Here is a 19579-nt window from a genome sequence, read left to right on the forward strand (position 1 = left end):
GGTGCGGCCGGACGGCGGCGCCGTTCTCCTCGCCATCGGCGTGGCCACGGTGAGGCGAGGTGGCGTCGATGTCGATGACATGCAGGGCACCCGAGTCAGTGTTGGCCGCGCCGATGCGGGGTTTTCCAGTGAGCCGGGCCGGAAGGGCGGTGGTTTCGTGCCAGCAGCTGAGTGCGATCCCGGCAATGAGGTTGTTGACCTGCCGTCGCCAGGTGGCGCGGCGCCGGGACGCAGGGATCGCGATCCGGCCCAGCGGCATCCCCATCGGGTGGTAGATCACCACGCACCAGGCGATGTCGTCGCCGGGGACGCCGTGTCCGTCGGCGGTGAGCAGCACACCTTCGACGAACCCGCCGTAGCGGTCGAGGAACTCCAGTGGCGACGGGAGGTCACTGCGGTCGGTGAGGCCGGTGCCGCACGTGATGGTCAACGTGCGGTGTTCTCAAGCCCGTCCGGCGTTTCAAGGGGTACCCGCCCGCAGCGGCCGCGACGGCATCGCGAGCGATCAAGTGCGGGGCCGGAGCCTCGTACGGGAAATCCCTCAGTGGCCCGTCGGCGTCGTGCCCGCGAGCTGGAGCGCGTAATCGGCCCACCAGTGTCCGGCCGGCGGGGCACCCCTGCACGAGCCGTCCGACTCGCCGGGGCGCTTGATCCAGAGGAAGGCGTCGATGAGGGGGCTGCCGGTCGCCGTCGTGGGCGCGGTGCCCAGCGCGCGACCGGGAGGGTTGCACCACGGCTCGTCCCCGGCTCTCCCCGCCGCACGTTTGATGACGCTCCGGACCCAGCCGTCGGCCATGAACACGCCGTCGTCCTCCTCGGGCTCGACGCCGTTCCTGACCGCTTGGCCTCGAGCGGGAGGCGCCGAGGGCGGGGGCGGAGGTGTCGGCGACGGACCGGCAGGAGCCTTGGGGTCCTTGTGCTCGGGCAGTGGGCCGTTGCCGTTGCGGCTGGTGTCCACGACGTAGTGCGCACCGCCCAACAGTGCGGACAGCCGGTCACCGTAGGCGCGAGTCACCGGTGTGGTGTGGAAGTTGGAGACGTTCAGCGCGAATCCGTCGGCGCGGGCGACCCCGGCCCGCCGGAGCGCGTCGGCCAGGTGCTTCTCGTCCGCGATCCAGCCGGGGTTGCCTGCGTCGAGGTAGACCGAGACCCCGGGCTGTGCCTTGAAGATCCGTACGGCCTCGGCCAGCAGCGTCAGCCGTTCGGCGGCGGCCGGACCCGGCACACAGCCGGAGGCCCATTGGGCGAGGGCGTCGGGTTCGAGGACGATCCATGCCTGCCGGGTGCCGATCCCCGCCGCCGCGCGAGTCGCCCACGCGCGGTAGTGGGCCGCGTCGGCGGCGCCACCGGAGGAATACTGACCGCAGTCCCGGTGGGGGATGTCGTAGGCGACCAGCACCGGGATGCGCCCCGCGCGTTCCGCCTGCCGGGTGACCTGCTCGGCCTGGGCCTTGGGGTCCTGGTCGGTCAGCCACACGGCCGTCGGCCGTTCCGCGATGCGCTCCAGGACAGCGGCGTCCTGTTCCCGGCCGCGCTCCCTCCACAGCCGCACCTGTCGCGCGGCGGGACCCGAAGGCTCGACCCAGAACGGTGACGTGGCCTTGATGCCCTCGTCGCCGACGCCGTCGGCCAGGGCCCGCTCGCCCGCGGCGGGCAGCCACACCATGCCCGTGCACACCAGCAGGGTGGCGCCGCCCCGCATCAGGCCGTGCGAGGTCCGGGCGGCCCGGCGCCGCAGCCGGTCGGCGTGCCGGCGTGCGGCTCTGTCGCGGCGGGCGCCACCACCGGCGCCCCCGCCGTGCTGTGGAGCGACGCTCCGCCGCTGCCGCTCGAGGAAGCCGGCGGTGTGTCTCCCGGATCGGTTACCCACGCGTCCCCCTGGCTGAGTGTCAGGTGCACCTGTCGCTTATGTCCCTTCCAGGCTGACATGTGTCGCACCGTCAGACCTCGTCGGACTGCGCCGAACGGGCCGCGTGGGTCGCGCCGTACGTCACCGCTCCGCTCGCTCCACCCCCTCGGCACTCCTGACACCCCGGTCGTTCTGGAGCTCCCACAGCTCGCGGAAGAGCCCGGGGCGGCCCACGAGCTCGCCGAACGTGCCCTGCTGGATGATCTGTCCGCGGTCGAGGACGACGATGCGGTCGGCGACGGCCACGTTCGCCAGCCGGTGCGTGACGAGGACGACGGCCCGGTCCTCGGCGATCGTCCGCAGCCCGGCGAAGATGCGGTGTTCCGCCCGCGCGTCGAGGGCGCTGGTGGGCTCGTCCATGACGAGCAGTCCGGCCCGCCGGTAGAAGGCGCGGGCGATGGCGACGCGCTGCCACTGCCCGCCGGACAGGTCGACCCCGCCGTACCACTCCCGCGCCAGCAGGGTGTCGAGTCCACTGCGCAGCCCGTGGACGACCTCGTCCGCCCCCGCGTGCCCGGCGGCCCGGAGCACGGCCTCGTCGTCGGCGCCGCGCGGCTGTCCGAGCGTGATGTTCTCCCGGGCGGACAGGGGCCAGCGCGCGAAGTCCTGGGGCACGACGGCGGTCTGCTGCCACATCGCCTGCGGATCCAGCTCGGAGGTCTCCCTGCCGTCCCACGTCACACTGCCGTCGGTGGGGAGATAAAGCCCCGTCAGAAGCTTGCTGAGCGTGGTCTTCCCGGAGCCGTTCTCGCCCACCAGGGCCAGCACCTCGCCGCGGCGCACCTCCAGGGTGACCTTCTCCAGCGCCGGCCGCTCCGAGCCGGGGTAGCAGTAGGTGAGCGCCTCCGCCTTGACGCTCAGCGGTGCTTCCGGGACCCGCGAGCCGCGCCGCATCCGGTGCCCGCCCGCCTCCTCGATGAACTCCGCCCAGTCGTCCAGATACAGCCCCGTCCGGAAGAGCCGGGTGCCGTAGCCGACCATGCCCCGCAGCGACGAGCCGACCGTGCGCAGGGCGAAGACGGCCGTGCCCGCCGAGGCGACCGTCATGTGTCCCGACTCCAGCAGCAGGGCGAGCGCCGCCCACACCATCCCGGAAGCGACCCCTCCGGCCACGGCGCCCGCCAGTGCGTACCGCGCGCCCTGGTGCACGGCACGGTCGGTGGCGCTGTCGATGCGGTCGCCGATGGCTCGGTAGCGGCCGAGGAGGAAGGGGGTCATGGTGCAGGAGCGGAGCTGGTCGGCGTGATCCCGGTCGGTGACGTTCCAGCGCATCAGCCCCAGCACCCGGCGGTCGGCGCTCAGGGCGCGGGAGGTCAGATAGTGGACGCGCGCCCCCTTCACCCCGGCGATCCCCTGCGGCAGCGTGGCCAGGACGAGCAGCGGCAGCAGCACCGGGTGCAGCAGCGTCACCACACCGGCGGCGGCCACCAGGGACGCGATGCAGGCGATGAGGTCCTGCGACTCGGTGAGCAGATCCCGGGCCACCTCGGCGCCCCGGTCCGCCGCCTCGCGCTTGTCGTTGAACCCCGGGCTGTCATAGGCCACGAGCTCGGCGTTGATCGCCGCGTCGAGCATCTGCATCTCCGCCTCGCGGGCGATCCGCGGGGAGAGGCGACTGGAGATGTTGCTGACGGCGATGCCGAGGAGCGCGCGCAGCCCGGCCGCGCTCGCCAGCGCGACGAGGGACGGCAGGGCGTCCATCAGCCGTCCGGAGATCCGGCCCGAGGCGATGAGCGCCGTGATCGTCTTCGTGGTGGCCAGCAGCCCGAACGCCTCGGCCGCGCCGGACAGGATCTGGCAGGCCAGCAGTGCGACCACCGCGCGCCGGTCCACCCGCCAGGCCAGGGACAGGGCCTTCCGCACCAGTTGGGGAAGGCGTTTGCTCATCGCCTGGGCGGTGAGAGGCCGCCTGTTGAAGGCGGCCAGGGTGCGCGAGCGGAACTTTAACTGTTCGTGAGGTCTCTCGGGGGTCTCAGCGGTCTCGGAGGTCATGGGTCTCCCGGAACGTACGAGTCGTGGTGATCGACCGCACGATGCCGTACGTCCCGGGTGAATTACTGATAAATGGCCGAATGACCACTCGAAGGTGGAGGGCTATTCCGAGAGGTACGCGACCGAGAAGCTGTCGAGGCCGGGTCCGTCCAGCTCGCTCACCTCGTTCTGCTGCCGGCCTCTGCTGCTGGCCCACAAGCTGGTCGCGCCGACCGCTCCGGGCGCCGCCCCGTTGAACCTGGCCTTGGTGAAGTCGATCTGGCGGAACCTCGGGAACAGCCGGTGGTTGGACTCGACGATCACTTCCGCGCTGTTGCCGGCCGCGGTCCAGTTGTCGATCTTCTTCGTCCTCGTCCAGTTCTGGGTCTCGTCGTTCAGGGTCAGTTCGTAGGACATGCCGGAGACGTGGTGCACCGTGGCGTGGATGACGTCGCCGGGTTTCAGGCGGTCGTGGAGGTACACCGGGGGCTCGGGGTAGAACTCGTACCAGTCGTCGAAGGTCGGGGTGCCGGTCTCGCAGCTCTCCTGGACGCCGGTCTGCTCGACTGTGTCATTGCTCCAGCCGTCGAGACCCACCCACTCCGCGACGGAGTCGCTCGCCGAGGAACAGGAGATGTCCGGCACGGTCCAGGTGGCCGAGGCCGTCGCGAAGGGCTGGCCCCCGGCCACGTAACCACTCCAGTTGTAGCCGTTCTGCGAGCGGCGCTTGCCCGCGCGCGGCCGGACGTGACCGCGGTACGGATCGAAGCCGGCGGGCCCGGTGTGCGCGGGGGCGGCGGCCGTGGCGCCGCCCTGGGCCGCGGTGGGCTGCCGTGGCGCCGTCGGCGCCGCGAGGGCGAGCCCGCAGGCCAGCGCGACCACGGCGAGCACGGCCCGGGGAATCGCTCTGCGCAGGGCCGGCCGTCTGCGCCGCCGCTCGGTCGGATCGGTCACCGGCCTCTCCTGTCGTCCGTGCCGTCAACGGGTGGCCAGGGAAGGCGCCCGGCAGGACGGTGACCCCGACTGCTTACAGTGTGAAGTATTTCCGATACGTACAGTGATGAACATCCCTCATGCGGGGGACCGTCGGCGTCGGCCGGACGGCGGTCCTGGAGCCTTCCCCTCCACGTCACTACACGTGTGGGTGGTCGTCCCGCGGACATCGGGTCCCGCCTGCGCCCGGCCTTCAGGCTGGGACGGCCGACACGGAAGAGGCGCCCGGTGGGCGGAACCTCGGAAGCGTCGCGCCACGTCCCCGATTACGCCGGACGCTCCGTCGCGTCCGGCGTGGAAGGAAGCAACATGAGCAGCCCGCATCTCCTCCTCACCGGAGAACGGCTCGCCCTCGGCATCCCCCGTCAGGAGACGCTGACCGAATACCACTTCTGGGAGAACGACCCGTCGACCATCCTCGGTCGCGGCAACCGCTTCCCACAACCGTGGGAGGTCTGTGAGGAGGTCTGGGAAGGCCAGCTCGGCGACCAGGACCACCCGACGTTCGAGATCGTGCGCCTGAAGGACAAACAGCCCGTCGGGATCACCGCGCTGCGCGTCGATCCGCGACTGCGGGCGGCCGAGTTCACGATCGTCCTCGCCCCCGCCCAGCGCGGCAAACGCTTCGCCGAGGAGGCGACCCGCCTCACGCTCGACTGGGGTTTCCACCTGGGTGCGCTGAGCACGGCCTGGCTCAGGGTCCTCGAGCCGAACCGGGCGGGGATCGCCGCCTTCGCGAAGGCCGGCTTCCGTCTCGCCGGACGCATGCGGAGGTCCGGGTACTGGCTCGGGCAGAGTGTGGACGTCCTGCTGATGGACGCTCTGCCCGAGGACTTCCCGGGCCCGTCCGCGATGTGTGTGGCCCTGGGCAGCTGACGTAAGGAGCGCCGGGCGGGCCGGGATCTCCGGTGTGTCCGGCGCGCGGGGCCGTCGGCCGGTTCCCGAGGTCGGCATCCGGCCGCTTCTTGATGCGCTCCTGACAATTCAAGGCTTCCGTGGGACCCTCCCTCACGCACCTCGTATCCGCACCGCTCGTCTGCCCGGACCGCGGCCCACGCGGTCCGGCCCCCACCGCCCGCGCGAACCCTCGTGCGGCCAGGGCAGAAGGAGTACGCGTGAGACGTCCCCACCGCACCACCGCCGGAGTCCTGCTGGCCACCGGTGCCCTGCTCGCCACCGGTCTCCCGACCGCCGCCGCCCACGCCGCCCCGGCAACGGCCCGCAGCGCTACGGCGCGCACCCTCACCGCCACGGCCGCGGAGCAGCAGAAGGTCCGTGACTTCTGGACCCCCGAGAGGATGCGCACGGCCACTCCGCTCGACCTGCCGGGCGTCGCCCCCGGGACCCTCGCGCGGCAGGTGTCCCGCAGCGCACCCGCCACCGTCGCGCCCACCGCCCCCGCCCCCCGCACCAAGGGGTTCCCGCAGGCCGGCGGGGCGTGGACCGGCGACGGCGCCGTGCTGAAGACCACCGGCCGGGTCTTCTTCACCTTCCAGGGCCGCACCGCTTCCTGCTCCGGCGACGCCGTCACCAGCAAGAACGGCAGCACCGTCCTGACCGCCGGACACTGCGTCAAGTACCAGGGCGCCTGGCACACCAACTGGACCTTCGTCCCCGGCTACCACGACGGGCAGGCGCCCTACGGCACCTGGACCGCGTCCAAGACGATGTCCACTCCCCAGTGGGTCGCCAGCGAGGACATGAACTACGACGTCGGCGCCGCCGTCGTCGCCCCGCTGAACGGCCAGACCCTCACCCAGGCCGTCGGCGCCCAGGGCCTCCAGTTCAACGGCGCCTACAACCAGTCCCTCTACGCCTTCGGCTTCCCCGCGGCCGCCCCGTACGACGGGACCAAGCTCATCTACTGCAGCGGGACGTCGTCCAAGGACTTCCTCCTCACCAAGGACCACGGGCTGTCCTGCAACATGACCGGTGGATCCAGCGGCGGACCGTGGTTCGCGAGCTTCGACGAGGCCACCGGCGCCGGGCTCCAGGCATCGGTGAACAGCTTCGGCTACACCTTCCTGCCCAACACGATGTTCGGCCCGTACTTCGGTGACGACATCAAAACCCTCTACGAACAGGCGCAGACCACCTGACCGTGACGAGTCGGCGGCGGGGCGGACAGGGCGTATGTGCGGCCGTGTCACGGCAGTGGCCCGCGCGTTGGACCGGGCATGCGACTGACTTCCGTGGCTTCGGGTTCCCTGACCGTCCTGACCGTCCTGACCGCTCTGGCCCTCCTCGTGGGTGGGCAGCAACGACCCGTGACGACAGTGGCCGCGAGCACGCCGATGAGCGCGCGGCCGGAGGCCCGTACGGTCGACAGCCTCTCCGGTTCCGAGAACCGGAGGGCGCGCACCACGCGTCGCGAGGTCGCCCTCACCTTCAACGCGGCGTGGGACGACGCCGGTGTGGACACAGCCCTGAAGGTGCTGCGCGAACGTCATGTGCCGGCCATGTTCTTCCTGACCGGCCAGTTCGCCGAGCAACAGCCCGCGGCCGCACGGGCGATGGCGGCGGAGCACGGCATCGGCAACCACTCGTACGACCACCCCTACTTCGACGACCTCAGCCCCGCGCGGGTCGCGCAGCAGGTGTTCCGGGCGGACCACGCGATCCGCGAGGCGACCGGGAAGGAGCCCCTGCCGTTCTTCCGCTTCCCCTACAGCGCGACGACCCCGCGTGGGATCGCGGATGTCAACGCGCTCGGCTTCGCCGATGTCGAGTTCACCGTCGACACGCAGGGATACAAGGGTGACGCCGGCGGAATGACGGTCCAGCGGGTCGTCGACCGGGTGGTGGCCGCTCTGACACCGGGGGCGATCGTCCAGATGCATGTCGGCGCCGATGTGGCCGAAGGGCAGCACACGTCGCTCGACGCGGAGGCGCTGCCGCGGATCATCGACGCGATCCAGGCCCATGGCTACCGGGTCGTCGGCCTCGGCGCTCTGCTGCTGGGGCCCGCTCGTTGTGCACCGCGCCGGACCTGCTGAACGCCTGTACCGTCGCCGTCAGGAGCGCCACGGGCACCGCGCCGTACGTGAGGCCCTGGCGCAGGCCCTCACGCCGGGCAGGCCGCGGCCTGATCTACGCCGCGCAGAATTCGTTGCCCTCCGGGTCCCGCATGATCCACCAGTGCCCGGCAGGGCCCTTGTCGACCTCGCGGACGCGGGTCGCACCCAGGGCTTCGAGGCGGGTGGCGAGCTCGTCGAGACCGCCGGGCTCGCTGTGGACGTCGAGATGCAGACGGTTCTTGCCCGCTTTGCCCTCGGGTACGTCCTGGAAGAGCAGCCGTCGGCCGCGGCCGACGCCGCTGGTCCCGTCGAACGGGTCCTCGGGGTGGCGGATCGCGGCGTAGCCGCGGAAGTTCTTGCGGCCGCGGTGCTCGACGACCGCCTCCTCGTCGAGGTGACCGGCGGCCAGCAGCTGCTCGATGACAGCGCTGGGGTCCTCCACCTCGTACTCCAGGGCCGCCGCCCAGAAGTCCGCGAGGGCGGCCGCGTTCGTGCTGTCGATGACCAGCTTCCAATTCAGTGCCATGCGTCCCTTTATATGGCAGCCGCCGCGAGGCCAGGGGACTGGGTGCCTGTCGCTCCGGGAGGGGTGGCCGCAAACCATTTGGCCAATGTCGCCGGTTTTATGAAAATGGGCCGCATGCCAGAAGCACAGCACTTGGTCGAGCGGCACGCGATCCTGTCCGTGGTCGTCGGATCGCGTGCGTTCGGGCTGTCCACGGCTGCCTCGGATGTGGATCGCCGTGGCGTCTACGTCGCTCCGACCACCGACTTCTGGCGCATGGCCAAACCGCCCACTCATGTGGAAGGCCCGCTGCCCGAGCAATTCAGCTGGGAAGTGGAGCGGTTCTGCGAGCTCGCGCTCCTGGCCAACCCCAACATTCTCGAAGTCCTGCACAGCCCGCTCGTCGAAGAGTGCTCCGCGCTCGGCGACGAACTGCGGGAACTGGCTCCGGCGTTTCTCTCCCGCAGGGCGCATGTCACATTCGCGCGGTATGCCAGTGCCCAGTTCGCCAAGGCGGAGAACCGCCGGGCACGCGAGGGCGAGCCGCGCTGGAAGCACGTGATGCACATGCTCCGCCTGATGCTCAGCGGCGCTTCGCTGCTGGAGAGCGGCACGATGCGTATCGACGCCGGCCCGTACCGCGAACGCCTGCTGGCCGTACGCCGTGGCGAAGTGCCCTGGGACGAGGTCCGCGCCTGGCGCGCCGAACTGTCCGCACGTCTGGACCGGGCCCTGGCAGAGAGCCCGCTCCCGGAACACCCCGACACCACCCGCGTGGAGAACTGGCTGATCTCGGTCCGCCACCGCTCCCTGACCGACGGAAGCAGCTCCGCATGACCACGCACACGCTGAACGGCCTGCCGAGGCCTGGGCCGACGGCCCGCCCACCCCGCAACAGCAATCTTCAGCCCGCCCGGAACCGGGTCAGAGCCGCGATGCCCAAGTCGAGTGCCTCGGCAGGGTTCTTCACCGATCGCTGGAGGTCGAAGAAGCAGCCGTCCGCCCCGGTGCCGGCGATCACGGTCAGTGCCTTGGCGATGTTTTCCGGTGTGGAGCCCGGTTCCGGGAAGTAGCGGATCTCCCGCCGGAGTGCGGCCGGGTCGCGGCCGGCGTCCTCCGCTGCGCGCCGGGCTACGTCCCACAGGGCGGCCCGCTGGTCGGGAGGCATGGTGACGCCGGCCCAGCCGTCGGCCCGGCGGCCGATCCGGCGCATCGCGGCGGGTGAGAATCCGCCGAGCAGGACGGGCGGGTGGGGGCGTTGCACCGGTCGCAGGTCGACGTGGGCGCGGGGGATGCGCCAGTTGGGTCCCTCGTGTTCGAAGGGGTTCTCGGTCCAGATCCCGTGGAGGATGTCGAGGATCTCGTCGAGGCGCGCGCCCCGCTTGGTGAAGTCCGTGTTCACCGCCGTCGCTTCGTCGCGCAGCCAGCCCAGGCCCAGGCCCACGTCGAGGCGGCCCGCGCTGAGCTGGTCGAGAGAGGTGAGGGTGCGGGCGAGCAACAGCGGTGGGTACCACGTCGCGTTGAGCGTGCTGGTGCCCAGCCGCACCCGCGTGGTCGCGGTCGCGGCGGCGGTCAGCACGGTGAGCGGGTCGAGGAAGGTGGTGTATTCGCGGGGGTAGGGGTTCTCCGGGGTGAAGCCCGTCACCGGGTAGACGTCGCTGGGCTCGACGGGTGTCAGGGACCGGTCGCTGACCCACAGCGAGTCGAAGCCGGCCGCTTCGGCGTCCCTCGCGAACGCCGCGATGCGACCGGCCTGGGCATGGGTTCCGTACTGGGGAAGCGCTATGCCTGTCTGCATTACGTCATCGTGCGCCCCAGGAGAGGGGTTTCGCCAAGAGTGCCTGGAGTGAGGCGTGTCACCTTACGATGTCAGGAGCGCTGATCCCCGACGATCGCGAACGCCTCGACCTCCAGCAGCAGTTCGGGCCGGAACAGCGCCACCACCTGCACCGCGGAGCTGGCCGGAAGGCGGCCGGTGCCGATGAACTCGTCGCGTGCGGTGCGGATCGCGGGCATGTGGGCGATGTCGGTGACGAAGTAGGTGAGCTTCACGACGTCGTCGAAGGTCGCCCCCGCCGCGGCGAGGCAGCGCCGCAGGTTCTCGAAGACCTGCCGGGCCTGTGCGCCGGCGTCGCCCGCGCCGACGAGCTCGCCCCGCTCGTCGAGGGCGACCTGGCCCGAGACCGCGACGAAGCGCCCGGTGCCGGAGACCACATGGGTGTAGCCCGTGGCGGGTGCGACACCGTCGGGGGCGGGGATGTGCGTGAGGTGAGTGGGTCGGGACATGACGCCATCTTCATGGAACGCCGGCTCGGTGTCACGCGATCTCCGGGTCGAGGCGATAGACCCGCCGCGCGTTCCCGGCCGTGATCATCCCCGTGACCCGCCGGGCGTCACCGGCCGACCAGGCGCCCTCGCGCACCCAGCCGTCGAGCAGCCGGCCCAGGGCCCGGGTGAAGAGGCGGGTGGCGGTGACGTAGAGCTCGGGCAGCCCGTACGCGTCGGTGGAGAACAACAGCTTGCCGAACGGCGCGAGTTCGAGCGTCTCCGCCAGGACCGCCTCGGCGCGGACCCCCGTGTGCGGGATCGTGAGGCCGATGTCGGTGTACACGTGGGGGAAGGCGTGGGCGAGATACGCGGCGCCGCGGTGGTACGGATAGGTGTGCAGCAGCACCAGCGGGCACCCCGTGGGCGCGACGGCCTGGACGAAGTCGGTGAGCAGCAGTGGGTCACCGCGGTGCAGGCGCAGGTCGGGGTCGCCGAACCCGGTGTGGAGCTGGAGCGGGAGCGCGGCGTCGGCGGCGGTCCACAGCAGGTGGCGCAGCAGGACCGGATCGCGCAGCCGCTCCCCGGGCCGGCGGGCGGTCAGCCAGCGGTCCGTGGCCCGGCGCACCTCCGCCGGGGTCGGCCGGGCGGGGTCGAAGTCCAGTCCGTGGCGGTAGGCGACGACCGATTTGAACGCGACGGCGGTCCGGGCGGCCTCCTGCACCGCGGTGTGCAGCGCGCCGAGGAATTCCCGGCAGCCGCCCGTGGTGTCGGCGGTGTGCTCGGCGAGGGTCTCCAGGCGGGCGATCTCGTGGGCCCGTGCTCCGGCGGCGGTCGCCAGCTCGTCCAAGGTGGTCAGCCCGGCGGACAGGCCGGTGTCCACCAGGTGGTCGGTGATGCCGGTCGCGCCCAGCAGCAGCCGGAGGGTTCGCTCGTGGCCGAGTTCGGCGCGCCGGGCGAGGTAGTCGGCGGGTGGGCAGTGCGCGGGCAGGCCGAGCAGCGGCGGGCACCAGCGGCGCAGCGCGAAGCCGAGCTGGGTGTCGAAGAAGGTGGTCCCGGGCGCCGCGGGGGCGTGGGACTCCGTGAGGTAGGCGGTGAACTGCCCGGCGGTGAGCGGGGACCGGGCCACTCCGTGACAGTGCTGGTCCACTAAGGCGACCGGTGGGGCCATCGGTTCTTCGTGGGTGGTCATCGGCCTCTCCCCGGCGCTTCAGTAGCGGTGCCGGAGCGCGGCGGCGAGCGCCTGCGGGGACCGGTCGTGGGCCAGGGCCGCCTCGCCCCGCCGGACGGCGAGGAGGGACGCGAAGAGGGGCTCGCCCAGTGCCGTACGGAGGAGTTCCGAGCCGGCGAAGCGCTCGATCGCGGCGGTGAGCGAGTCGGGCAGGCGGGTGGTGCCGGTGCCGGCGGGGTTGCCGTCGACGGGAGGCGGGAGGGTGAGGCCGCGGTCCAGGCCCTGGAGTCCGGCGGCGATGACGGCACCGACGAGGAGATAGGGGTTGGCGGCGGCGTCGAAGCACTTGAGCTCGGCGTTGGCGGCGTCGGGGCTGAGCGGCGGGCCGGGGACGAAGCGGAGGGCGGCCTCGCGGTTCTCCACGCCCCAGCACTGGTACGGGCCCGCCCACTGGTGGGGCCGCAGCCGCAGATAGCTCGCGGGGAGCGGCGCGCCGATGGCCAGCAGGGCGGGCAGTTCGTCGAGGGTGCCTGCGAGGAACGCCTCGCAGGCGCGGCTCATGCCGTGCGGTCCGTCCACGCCGCGGCAGAGGTTCCTGCCGTCCTGCCACAGGCTGAGGTGGAGGTGGGCGCCGTTGCCGACGCTGCCCGCCGCGGTGGCGGGTGCGAAGGAGGCGGTGAGGCCGTGGTGGAGCGAGACCGCGCGGACGGTCTCGCGGACCAGGACCGTGAGGTCCGCCGTGCGCACCGGCTCGGCGGGGGCGACGGAGACCTCGAACTGGCCGGTCGTGTACTCCGGATGGATCTGGAGCACCTCGACGTCCTGGGCGGCGAGGGCTTCGAGGACGTCGCGCAGATAGCCGGAGAGCCCGACCAGGCGCGTCATGCCGTAGGCCGGGCCTTCGGCCGCGTCCGGCACCGCGCCGTCGTCGGCCCGGGCGGTGACGGTCCATTCGGTCTCGATGCCCATGAGCAGCCGGAAGCCCGCTTCGGCCGCGCGGGCGGTCATCCGTCGCGCGAACTGCCGCTGGCAGGCGGCGTACGGAGTGCCGTCCTGCTCGTAGCGGTCGACGGGCGCCCAGGCCCAGCCGGGCTGCGCGGCCAGGACGGTGAGGCGGTCGAGGTCGGGGACCAGGCGCAGGTCGCCGACGGGGCCGCCGATGTGGGCGCTGTCGACGGTGGAGTCGTCGGAGAGGAAGACGTCGAAGACGGGGGACATGCCCACGCCCCACTGGGCGGTGTGGGCGAGACGGGCGGTGGGTACGGCCTTGACGCGGGTCATGCCCGCGTTGTCGACCCAGGTCAGGGCGACGCCGTGGATGTCCTTCGCGGTCAGCCGGGCGGCGTGCTGCCGGGCCTGGGATCCTGCCTGTTCACGTTCGGTGCTGTCCATGAGCTGCTCCTCGTGGCCCGCGGCTCCGGACGACGCCACCCCCGGCCGGAGCCGCCGGGCCCCTCCGGGGGTGGGACGTCGCCTTGTGGTGGCTATTAGATCGCATGGATCGCACGTCCACCGCCGTCGGCCGCCGTGGACGCCGGGCGGTTCAGGCTGCGGGGCCGGGCAGGGGATGGTGAGCGGGGGCGGAGCACTCGGGGCACCAGTAGCCGTCGCCGTGGACGTAGGCCCAGCCGAGTTCCTTGATGTGGGGGGTCGCGGTGTGGGCGTGGTGGAGGAGGTATCCCCACAGGTCGTCGTCGCGTGACGGGCCGGGGTCGGAGATGACGAGATCGAAGGTGGTGCGGGCGTCGCAGCCGCGGTGGTCGCACGCCAGATAGAACCGGACAGGTCCGGGGGTCTTTCCTGCGGTCGTCAAGCTCATGCGTTCCACTGTCGGGGAACCGTCCGCGGGTGAGTGGGGTTATCGCGGGATGTCTCCCCCGCATCGGTGACGCTGCGTGTAAGTGCGACCGGTGCGGGGTAACGATGCGTGTTGGTCCACTGGTGGCCGCGGGACGCAGTTTTGACGGGATGTCACGAGAGGTGCCCGTTCACGTTCAACGGGGCCACGATGCCCACGACTTCACCTGGCGCCTCTTCAAACCCCCTGAAACCGGCGGCTACTGGCGTACGGTCCAGTGGTCGTTCGCGCCCGCCTGGAGGAAGCGCAGTGCCGGGCAGAGGAAGTCGCGCCCCTGCGGGTTGTCCTCGGTCCACGGCGAGTCCGCGGGGCGGGCGGGTTTCCAGGCGCCGCCGTTGCGCAACTGCACGGTGCTGCTGTCGAAGACGGTGTCGCGGGCCTCGGTGCAGTAGTAGCCGGTGCCGGTCGAGGGGTCGGTGCTCGCGTAGATCTCGAACATGTCCCAGCCGTGGTCGAGGCCGCTCTGGTCGCGGCCGGACTGCCGGTAGAGCAGGTCCCAGCCGGATGTGCGGTAGTTGTAGAGGTACGCGGACCACTGGTTGCTCGACGGGTCGTCCTGGACCATCTGCACGGTGTACGCGGGGTGCCCGGTCGTCGTGGTGGTGTACGTCGCGAGGAAGTTCGCGTCGATGGCGAGCGTCTTGGCGGGGCCGCCGGGGCTGGAGCACCAGTCCCAGGCCCAGAGCTCGTCGCCGGAGTTCCAGTAGGCGGTGACCATCTCCATGCAGGAGTTCTGCGCCTTGGTCGTGGGCGCGTAGGTGAAGTTGTCGGCGGCCGACACGTGGTAGGCCGGGTCGACGCTGTGGGTGGCCATGATGCCGTCGTGGGTGCCCGGTTGGGGGAAGACGCCCCACCAGTTGTGGGTGACATCGGCGTCCTTCGGCCGCCGGCCGGATATCCGGGACCGCTGGGCGGCCTGTTCGCGGCGGCCCTCGGCGAAGGCGCGTACGGCCCGGTCGCGGCCGGGGGCGGGGGAGTCGGCGGGCCGGCGGGCGAGGGTGACGGTCCCGCGGTGCGGCGCGTCGGGCGACGGCGTGCGCGCCGCCGCGCCGGAGGCGGCCCGGTCCGTGGGGTGTGCGGCGGCGGAGACGGTGGTCCCCAGCGCGGCGCACGCGGTCAGCAGGGCCGCGGCCAGACAGGTGCGGTATCTCTTCATGGGGCTCCTCCGGGACCGGACGGATGCGGCGGGGGGCGGGAGCGCGGGGTCCGGCACCGGCGGTGGGCTGGTCCGGACCAGGCGGTGAGAATGTCCATGACAATCACTGAAGTGTCAAGAGCAACGGCCGTTCCCCGGGCCCCGGGGGTGCGCCACCGGTCCGTACGCCGACGGCGGCCTCACGGCGGCACGTGGCCGGAACGCGCCGGGGAGCGGCGCCCTTCGCTGCCGCGCCGCCTCCCCCGAGTACGCCTCCCCGCACGCCCTGAAAGGCGACGCCACGCCCCCGGCGGCGCCCTCCTGTTCACCCGGAAGTGGACCTCGGCACCCGCGCGCGACCTGCGGTTGCCGCCCTATCCTGGATGACTGCCGAACCCTTCCCGTGGTACCGACCTCTGGGAGTCACCGATGACAGCGGAGACGGATTTCACGACTGCGAGTCCGGAGTGGGGCAAGGCCGACTTCGGCGAAATCTACGACTGCCCGGACCCCAGCGCCTACTTCACCACCCTGGGCCCCCTCGCGTACCAGATCCCCCACCACGGCCAGGTCGTCTTCCGGACACTGACGGAGACGCTGCGGACCCGCCGCGCCGGCCACGCGCCACCGGCGGTGGTGGACGTGTGCTGCTCGTACGGCATCAACGCCGCCCTGCTCAACCACCAGGTCACCCTCGACGACCTCTACGCCCGCTACACCGCGCGCCCCGCCGGGGCCCCGGTCCCGCACCTGCTGACCGAGGACCGGGCCTTCTTCGCCACCCGGCGCCGGCCCGCGCCCGTGACCGTGACGGGCATCGACGCGGCACCCCGGGCCGTCGCGTACGCCCGCGCCACCGGCCTCCTCGACCACGCCTTCGCGGAGAACCTCGAGACCGCCGACCCCAGTCCGGCCCTGCGCGAGGTGCTGGCGGGAACCGATCTCGTCACCGTCACCGGTGGCATCGGCTACGTCTTCACCCAGACCTTCGCCAGGCTCCTCGCCGCCATGTCCAGCCCGCCGTGGGTGGCCGCCTTCGTGCTGCGGACGGTGCCGTACGAACCCATCGCCGAACTGCTCGGCCGGGTGGGCCTGGTCACCGAGAAGCTGTCCGCCCGCACCTTCCGGCAGCGCCGCTTCGCCGATCCCGCCGAGCAGCACGCCGCGTTCGAGGCGCTGGCGGCGCACGGGCTCGGCACGGCGGGCAAGGAGGCCGACGGCTATTACCACGCCGACCTCTACCTCTCCCGTCCCGCCGCCGACGTCGTCGAGCTGCCCCTCACCGGCCTGCTGTGACGCTCTCCTCGGCACCGGTCCCGGCCAGTGGTTCCTTCCTGACGAAGGCGCGCCGCCGGGCGTGGTAGGGCGCGGTCCGGTCGAAGAAGACGGCGCGCGTCAGGGCCAGTTCCTCCTCCCGGTAGGCGGCCAGCGGCCGTTCGGCCTCGTCGCGTTCCCGCTCCGCCGCCTTCGCGGTGATCCGGGGCCGGAGGCCGGGGGAGGAGGCCAGGTCGACGGCCAGGTCGGTGACCCGCGCCCCGAACTCCGCGGGCACGGCGTCGACCAGCCGGTCGACCAGCCCGATGCGCGCCCCGGCGGCCGCGCTGTACGGCGCGGCCTCCTCCATGAGCCGCTCCGTCATCTCGGCGCCGGCGCGGCGCGGCAGGGAGTACGTCCAGAACTCGGAGCCGTGCAGGCCCATCAGCCGGTAGTGCGCGTTGAGCACCACCCCGGTCCTGCACCACACCTCGTCCGCGGCCAGGGCCAGCATCGCCCCGCCCGCGGAGGCGTCGCCGCCCAGTGCCGCGACCACCAGCCGGTCGGTGGTGGTGAGGACGGCCTGGACCAGGTCGTCGAGCGCGTTGACGTTCGCCCAGGACTCCTCGGCCGGGTCGGCGGCGGCCTCGATGACGTTCAGGTGGATCCCGTGGGAGAAGAAGCCGCGGCCCCCGCACAGGACCAGCACGGACACCGGGCGGGAACGGGCGTAGCGGTAGGCGGCGAGCAGCCGGCGGCACTGGGTCGTGCTCATCGCGCCACCGGGGAAGGAGAACCACAGGAAACCGGCCCGCCCTTCCTCGCTGTAGCGGATGTCGGTCCAGGTGCTGCGGTGACCGCTCAGGTCCAGCGGGGCCTTCGCCTCCGGAAGCCGCGGCAGCAGGTCGCCCAGCGCCAGGGTCGCGGGCAGCTTGACCGCGGCCGGTTCCCCCGGCAGCCGCCGCCGGCGGAGCCGCGGGATCCACACCGCGCCGTCGGCGGTCGCCCGGCAGACGGCCCCCGCCCGGGTGGCCAGCAGCTCGCCCGGAGGTCCCGTCAGCCGGTCCTCGGCGTGGCCGCCGTGGAGATACCACTCGCGACCGAGCAAGGTGTCCAGCACGCCCGGCCGGGAGTCGGCGGCGCGCAGCTTGCGCAGGACCGTTTCGGTGGAGTCCGCCTCCCAGTCGACGCGCCGCAGCTCCTGCCGGAAGTACGGGCGCGTCCGCACCGGCACCCCCTCCGCCCCGTCGATCCCGCCCTGCCGCACGGGGAGGTAGGTGCCCGCGGTGAAGCGCCGCACCGCGAGCAGCACCGCGGCGAGCGCCGCGTCGGCGATCTCGTTGCGGTACAGATCGCTCTTGGCCACCGCCGGTACGGCACACGGGACGGTGGCCCACACGTCCCCGGCGTCCAGTTCGGCCTCGGCCTGGAAGACGGTGACGGCCCACTTCCGTACGCCCTCGTGGACCGCCCAGTCCAGCGCGGACGGCCCCCGGTCGCCCACCGGGCCCGGACGGACGACCAGGCAGGGGTACGCGGACCACACCTCACGCGGGATGACCGTGGTGAGCATCGGCGCGATGATCAGATCGGGGGAGTGGCGGCCCACGATCCCGGCGGCGTCGCCCCGGCGGGGGAGCCGCTCCACCGCCACCGTGTGCCCGTGGTCGCGCAGCTCGGCGTAGACGCGCTGGGTGAGGCTGTTGAGCGCGTCGGCGAGCAGCAGGATGTTCATGGCGACCTCCGGGCAGATCTCGCGACGGGCCGAATTCTCAAGGCGTGCGGCCCGGGGCCCGGCCGGGGACGGGCCGGAGCGGGACGAAGTCGTGTGGCGGCTGGGCCTGTCGAGGCGGATGGGGGCAGCAGGATGAGAGTTTGATGCGTACGGGCCGCGCCGCGCCCGAGACGCGTCCGGTATGTCACCCGGACGACGGCGCTCCGGAGCCGGACGGCACGCTGCGGAAAAACATTCGATCACCGGCCGCCTGTCTGCCTACACTCGGCCGTATGCCAGTGGGAAGCCTCTTCTTTTTCTTTCTCTGACGCGCTCCTCGGGAGTCGCCGGCCCGCGGTGAGAGCTGGAAGCTCCACTGCCGTGCCGCCCTGCGTCGCCCGCGCTCCCGCGCCGATGACCTCTTCCGCTCCTGAGCACCGAGAATCGAGCTGCCAGATGACCGCACCGCCTTCCCACCCCACCGGCCAGGACCCCTTCGCCGACTGGCTCCGTGAGCACGCTGTCCCCCTCACCGGCCTCGACCCCGACGCGCCGCTGGACGACCTGGAGCCGCTGCGCGAGGTGCTCGGCACCGCCCGGGTCGTCGCCCTCGGCGAGAACTCCCACTTCATCCAGGAGTTCGCACGCGCCCGGCAACGCCTTCTGCGCTTCCTCGTCGAGCGCTGCGGGTTCACCGTCCTCGCCTTCGAATACGGATTCAGCGAGGGCTTCGCGCTCGACGCGTGGGCCCAGGGCGCCGGCACGGACGACGGCCTCGCGCGGCACCTCGACGCGGCGATCCCCGTGGGGCTCACCGAGCCGCTGCACTGGCTGCGTCACCACAACCGCACCGCGGCCCGGCCCGTGCGGTTCGCCGGGGTCGACATCCCCGCCGCGGGCGGCTCGCTGCTGCCCGCCCTGGAGCCGCTCACCGACTATCTCCGGGAGACCGACCCCGACCTCCTGCCGCTCGTCGAGGCCGCGACCGCGCTCGCGGGGCGCCTCGCCACCACCTCGGGCGCGCTGGCCGCGCCCGCCTGGGCCCGGCTGGACACCGCCGACCAGGACGCCCTGACGGCGGCGACGATGCGGCTGCTCACCCGCTTCCGCTCACTCGAGCCGCTCTACGTCGACCGCAGCGGGCAGTACGCCTACGACGTCGCCCTGCGGCGGGTCGAAGCGGCCTGTCACGCCGACTACACCTTCCGCGCCATGGCCGGCCTCTTCGCCGGGAGCGGCCTGCCCGCCGACACCTCGGCCCGCGAGGTGTTCATGGCCGGGTCCGTGCTCTGGCACCTGGACCACGCGGACCCCGGCACCCGCGTCGTCCTCGCCGCCCACAACGGGCACATCCAGCGGACACCCGTCTCCTTCGGCGGGAACCTCACCGGCCTGCCGATGGGCCACCACCTGCAACGGGCCCTCGGCGACGACTACTTCGCCCTCGGCATGACCAGCACCGCCGGCCACACGGCGGAGATGCACCTCGACGAGAAGGCCCGCTTCGGCTTCACCGTCGAGAACCTGAGGCTGGAGCCGCCTGAGCCGGGGAGCGTCGAGGCCGCCTTCGACGCCGCCGGGACGGGGCTGAGCGCCGTCGGCCTCCGCGGCGCGCCCAGGGCGCCTTCCGGTTCTGGTTCCGGTTTCGGTGGCCCCGACCGGATCCGCATCCAGGGGGCCTACGTCCACACCCCCGTGCTCGACGCCTTCGACGGGATGCTGCACGTCCCGACGTCCACGGTGACCGAGGACGAGGACTTCTGACACGCGGCCCCGCCCCTGATCAC

At 72.3% G+C, this 19579-nt stretch carries 18 protein-coding genes; 6 read left to right on the forward strand and 12 right to left on the reverse strand.

Features of this window, described 5'->3' with window-relative positions:
• The 4 genes from AB0435_RS02840 to AB0435_RS02855 form a co-directional block, all read right to left on the reverse strand.
• Positions 1-430 (reverse strand): hypothetical protein (locus tag AB0435_RS02840; protein WP_366426046.1); only part of this gene is annotated, 430 nt, incomplete at its 3' end.
• 111 nt (positions 431-541) lie between these two features.
• Positions 542-1870, reverse strand: coding sequence for a glycoside hydrolase family 6 protein (locus tag AB0435_RS02845; RefSeq protein WP_366002522.1), 1329 nt, complete (start codon positions 1868-1870; stop codon positions 542-544).
• A 120-nt stretch (positions 1871-1990) separates the two neighbouring features.
• On the reverse strand, positions 1991-3901 hold the full coding sequence (locus tag AB0435_RS02850; protein ID WP_366426047.1) for an ABC transporter ATP-binding protein: 1911 nt from the start codon (positions 3899-3901) through the stop codon (positions 1991-1993).
• Positions 3902-4003: 102 nt separating this feature from the next.
• Positions 4004-4834, reverse strand: coding sequence for a G1 family glutamic endopeptidase (locus AB0435_RS02855; protein ID WP_366002520.1), 831 nt, complete (start codon positions 4832-4834; stop codon positions 4004-4006).
• A gap of 348 nt (positions 4835-5182) precedes the next feature.
• On the opposite strand from AB0435_RS02855, the gene AB0435_RS02860 reads away from it, so the two are divergent.
• The 3 genes from AB0435_RS02860 (at position 5183) to AB0435_RS02870 (ending at position 7869) form a co-directional block, all read left to right on the forward strand.
• Positions 5183-5749, forward strand: coding sequence for a GNAT family protein (locus AB0435_RS02860; protein ID WP_366002519.1), 567 nt, complete (start codon positions 5183-5185; stop codon positions 5747-5749).
• Between the two features lie 239 nt (positions 5750-5988).
• A complete protein-coding gene (locus AB0435_RS02865) occupies positions 5989-6972 on the forward strand; it encodes a peptidase (RefSeq protein ID WP_366426048.1) in 984 nt (327 codons plus the stop codon).
• A gap of 78 nt (positions 6973-7050) precedes the next feature.
• Positions 7051-7869: a polysaccharide deacetylase family protein gene (locus tag AB0435_RS02870; protein ID WP_366426049.1), complete on the forward strand. Its 819-nt coding sequence runs from the start codon at positions 7051-7053 to the stop codon at positions 7867-7869.
• A gap of 94 nt (positions 7870-7963) precedes the next feature.
• On the opposite strand, the gene AB0435_RS02875 is transcribed toward AB0435_RS02870, so the two are convergent.
• Positions 7964-8416, reverse strand: a complete 453-nt coding sequence (locus tag AB0435_RS02875; RefSeq protein WP_366426050.1) for a VOC family protein — start codon at positions 8414-8416, stop codon at positions 7964-7966.
• Between the two features lie 114 nt (positions 8417-8530).
• Here AB0435_RS02875 and AB0435_RS02880 point away from each other — a divergent pair, with 114 nt between their 5' ends.
• Positions 8531-9232, forward strand: coding sequence for a nucleotidyltransferase domain-containing protein (locus AB0435_RS02880; RefSeq protein WP_366426051.1), 702 nt, complete (start codon positions 8531-8533; stop codon positions 9230-9232).
• A 67-nt stretch (positions 9233-9299) separates the two neighbouring features.
• Here AB0435_RS02880 and AB0435_RS02885 read toward each other — a convergent pair whose 3' ends face one another.
• The 6 genes from AB0435_RS02885 to AB0435_RS02910 all read right to left on the reverse strand — a co-directional run bounded on the left by AB0435_RS02885 (position 9300) and on the right by AB0435_RS02910 (position 14845).
• The gene (locus AB0435_RS02885) at positions 9300-10193 is read right to left on the reverse strand and encodes a TIGR03619 family F420-dependent LLM class oxidoreductase (RefSeq protein ID WP_366002512.1); all 894 of its coding nucleotides are present in this window, start codon (positions 10191-10193) and stop codon (positions 9300-9302) included.
• Positions 10194-10264: 71 nt separating this feature from the next.
• Positions 10265-10681 (reverse strand): RidA family protein, encoded by a 417-nt coding sequence (locus AB0435_RS02890; protein WP_366002510.1) that lies wholly within the window; start codon positions 10679-10681, stop codon positions 10265-10267.
• Positions 10682-10712: 31 nt separating this feature from the next.
• Positions 10713-11852 (reverse strand): amidohydrolase family protein, encoded by a 1140-nt coding sequence (locus AB0435_RS02895; protein ID WP_366002509.1) that lies wholly within the window; start codon positions 11850-11852, stop codon positions 10713-10715.
• Positions 11853-11870: 18 nt separating this feature from the next.
• Complete coding sequence (locus tag AB0435_RS02900) at positions 11871-13223, reverse strand: glutamine synthetase family protein (RefSeq protein ID WP_366426052.1); 1353 nt, start codon at positions 13221-13223, stop codon at positions 11871-11873.
• A 151-nt stretch (positions 13224-13374) separates the two neighbouring features.
• Positions 13375-13650 carry a hypothetical protein gene (locus AB0435_RS02905; protein WP_366002507.1) on the reverse strand — a complete coding sequence of 92 codons (276 nt, stop codon included), beginning with the start codon at positions 13648-13650 and terminating at the stop codon, positions 13375-13377.
• A gap of 238 nt (positions 13651-13888) precedes the next feature.
• Entirely contained in the window at positions 13889-14845 is a 957-nt protein-coding gene (locus AB0435_RS02910) for a carbohydrate-binding protein (protein ID WP_366002506.1), read from the reverse strand.
• Positions 14846-15253: 408 nt separating this feature from the next.
• Here AB0435_RS02910 and AB0435_RS02915 point away from each other — a divergent pair, with 408 nt between their 5' ends.
• The gene (locus tag AB0435_RS02915) at positions 15254-16120 is read left to right on the forward strand and encodes a hypothetical protein (protein ID WP_366426053.1); all 867 of its coding nucleotides are present in this window, start codon (positions 15254-15256) and stop codon (positions 16118-16120) included.
• Here AB0435_RS02915 and AB0435_RS02920 read toward each other — a convergent pair.
• On the reverse strand, positions 16104-17813 hold the full coding sequence (locus AB0435_RS02920) for an enoyl-CoA hydratase-related protein (RefSeq protein ID WP_366002504.1): 1710 nt from the start codon (positions 17811-17813) through the stop codon (positions 16104-16106). The genes AB0435_RS02915 and AB0435_RS02920 overlap by 17 nt on opposite strands.
• Positions 17814-18248: 435 nt before the next feature.
• Here AB0435_RS02920 and AB0435_RS02925 point away from each other — a divergent pair, with 435 nt between their 5' ends.
• Positions 18249-19556 carry an erythromycin esterase family protein gene (locus tag AB0435_RS02925; RefSeq protein WP_366002503.1) on the forward strand — a complete coding sequence of 436 codons (1308 nt, stop codon included), beginning with the start codon at positions 18249-18251 and terminating at the stop codon, positions 19554-19556.
• Positions 19557-19579: the final 23 nt, after the last annotated feature.

This window comes from Streptomyces sp. NPDC051173 (assembly GCF_040689515.1).
Taxonomy (GTDB): domain Bacteria; phylum Actinomycetota; class Actinomycetes; order Streptomycetales; family Streptomycetaceae; genus Streptomyces.

Excerpts from the sequence above, each read along its gene's own strand:
- AB0435_RS02905 (WP_366002507.1), bottom strand. The coding sequence starts at position 13,650 with ATGAGCTTGACGACCGCAGGAAAGACCCCCGGACCTGTCCGGTTCTAT.
- AB0435_RS02850 (WP_366426047.1), bottom strand. The coding sequence starts at position 3,901 with ATGACCTCCGAGACCGCTGAGACCCCCGAGAGACCTCACGAACAGTTA.
- AB0435_RS02860 (WP_366002519.1), top strand. The coding sequence starts at position 5,183 with ATGAGCAGCCCGCATCTCCTCCTCACCGGAGAACGGCTCGCCCTCGGC.
- AB0435_RS02895 (WP_366002509.1), bottom strand. The coding sequence starts at position 11,852 with ATGACCACCCACGAAGAACCGATGGCCCCACCGGTCGCCTTAGTGGAC.
- AB0435_RS02900 (WP_366426052.1), bottom strand. The coding sequence starts at position 13,223 with ATGGACAGCACCGAACGTGAACAGGCAGGATCCCAGGCCCGGCAGCAC.
- AB0435_RS02890 (WP_366002510.1), bottom strand. The coding sequence starts at position 10,681 with ATGTCCCGACCCACTCACCTCACGCACATCCCCGCCCCCGACGGTGTC.
- AB0435_RS02920 (WP_366002504.1), bottom strand. The coding sequence starts at position 17,813 with ATGAACATCCTGCTGCTCGCCGACGCGCTCAACAGCCTCACCCAGCGC.
- AB0435_RS02885 (WP_366002512.1), bottom strand. The coding sequence starts at position 10,193 with ATGCAGACAGGCATAGCGCTTCCCCAGTACGGAACCCATGCCCAGGCC.
- AB0435_RS02910 (WP_366002506.1), bottom strand. The coding sequence starts at position 14,845 with ATGAAGAGATACCGCACCTGTCTGGCCGCGGCCCTGCTGACCGCGTGC.
- AB0435_RS02870 (WP_366426049.1), top strand. The coding sequence starts at position 7,051 with ATGCGACTGACTTCCGTGGCTTCGGGTTCCCTGACCGTCCTGACCGTC.
- AB0435_RS02880 (WP_366426051.1), top strand. The coding sequence starts at position 8,531 with ATGCCAGAAGCACAGCACTTGGTCGAGCGGCACGCGATCCTGTCCGTG.
- AB0435_RS02915 (WP_366426053.1), top strand. The coding sequence starts at position 15,254 with ATGACAGCGGAGACGGATTTCACGACTGCGAGTCCGGAGTGGGGCAAG.
- AB0435_RS02925 (WP_366002503.1), top strand. The coding sequence starts at position 18,249 with ATGACCGCACCGCCTTCCCACCCCACCGGCCAGGACCCCTTCGCCGAC.
- AB0435_RS02875 (WP_366426050.1), bottom strand. The coding sequence starts at position 8,416 with ATGGCACTGAATTGGAAGCTGGTCATCGACAGCACGAACGCGGCCGCC.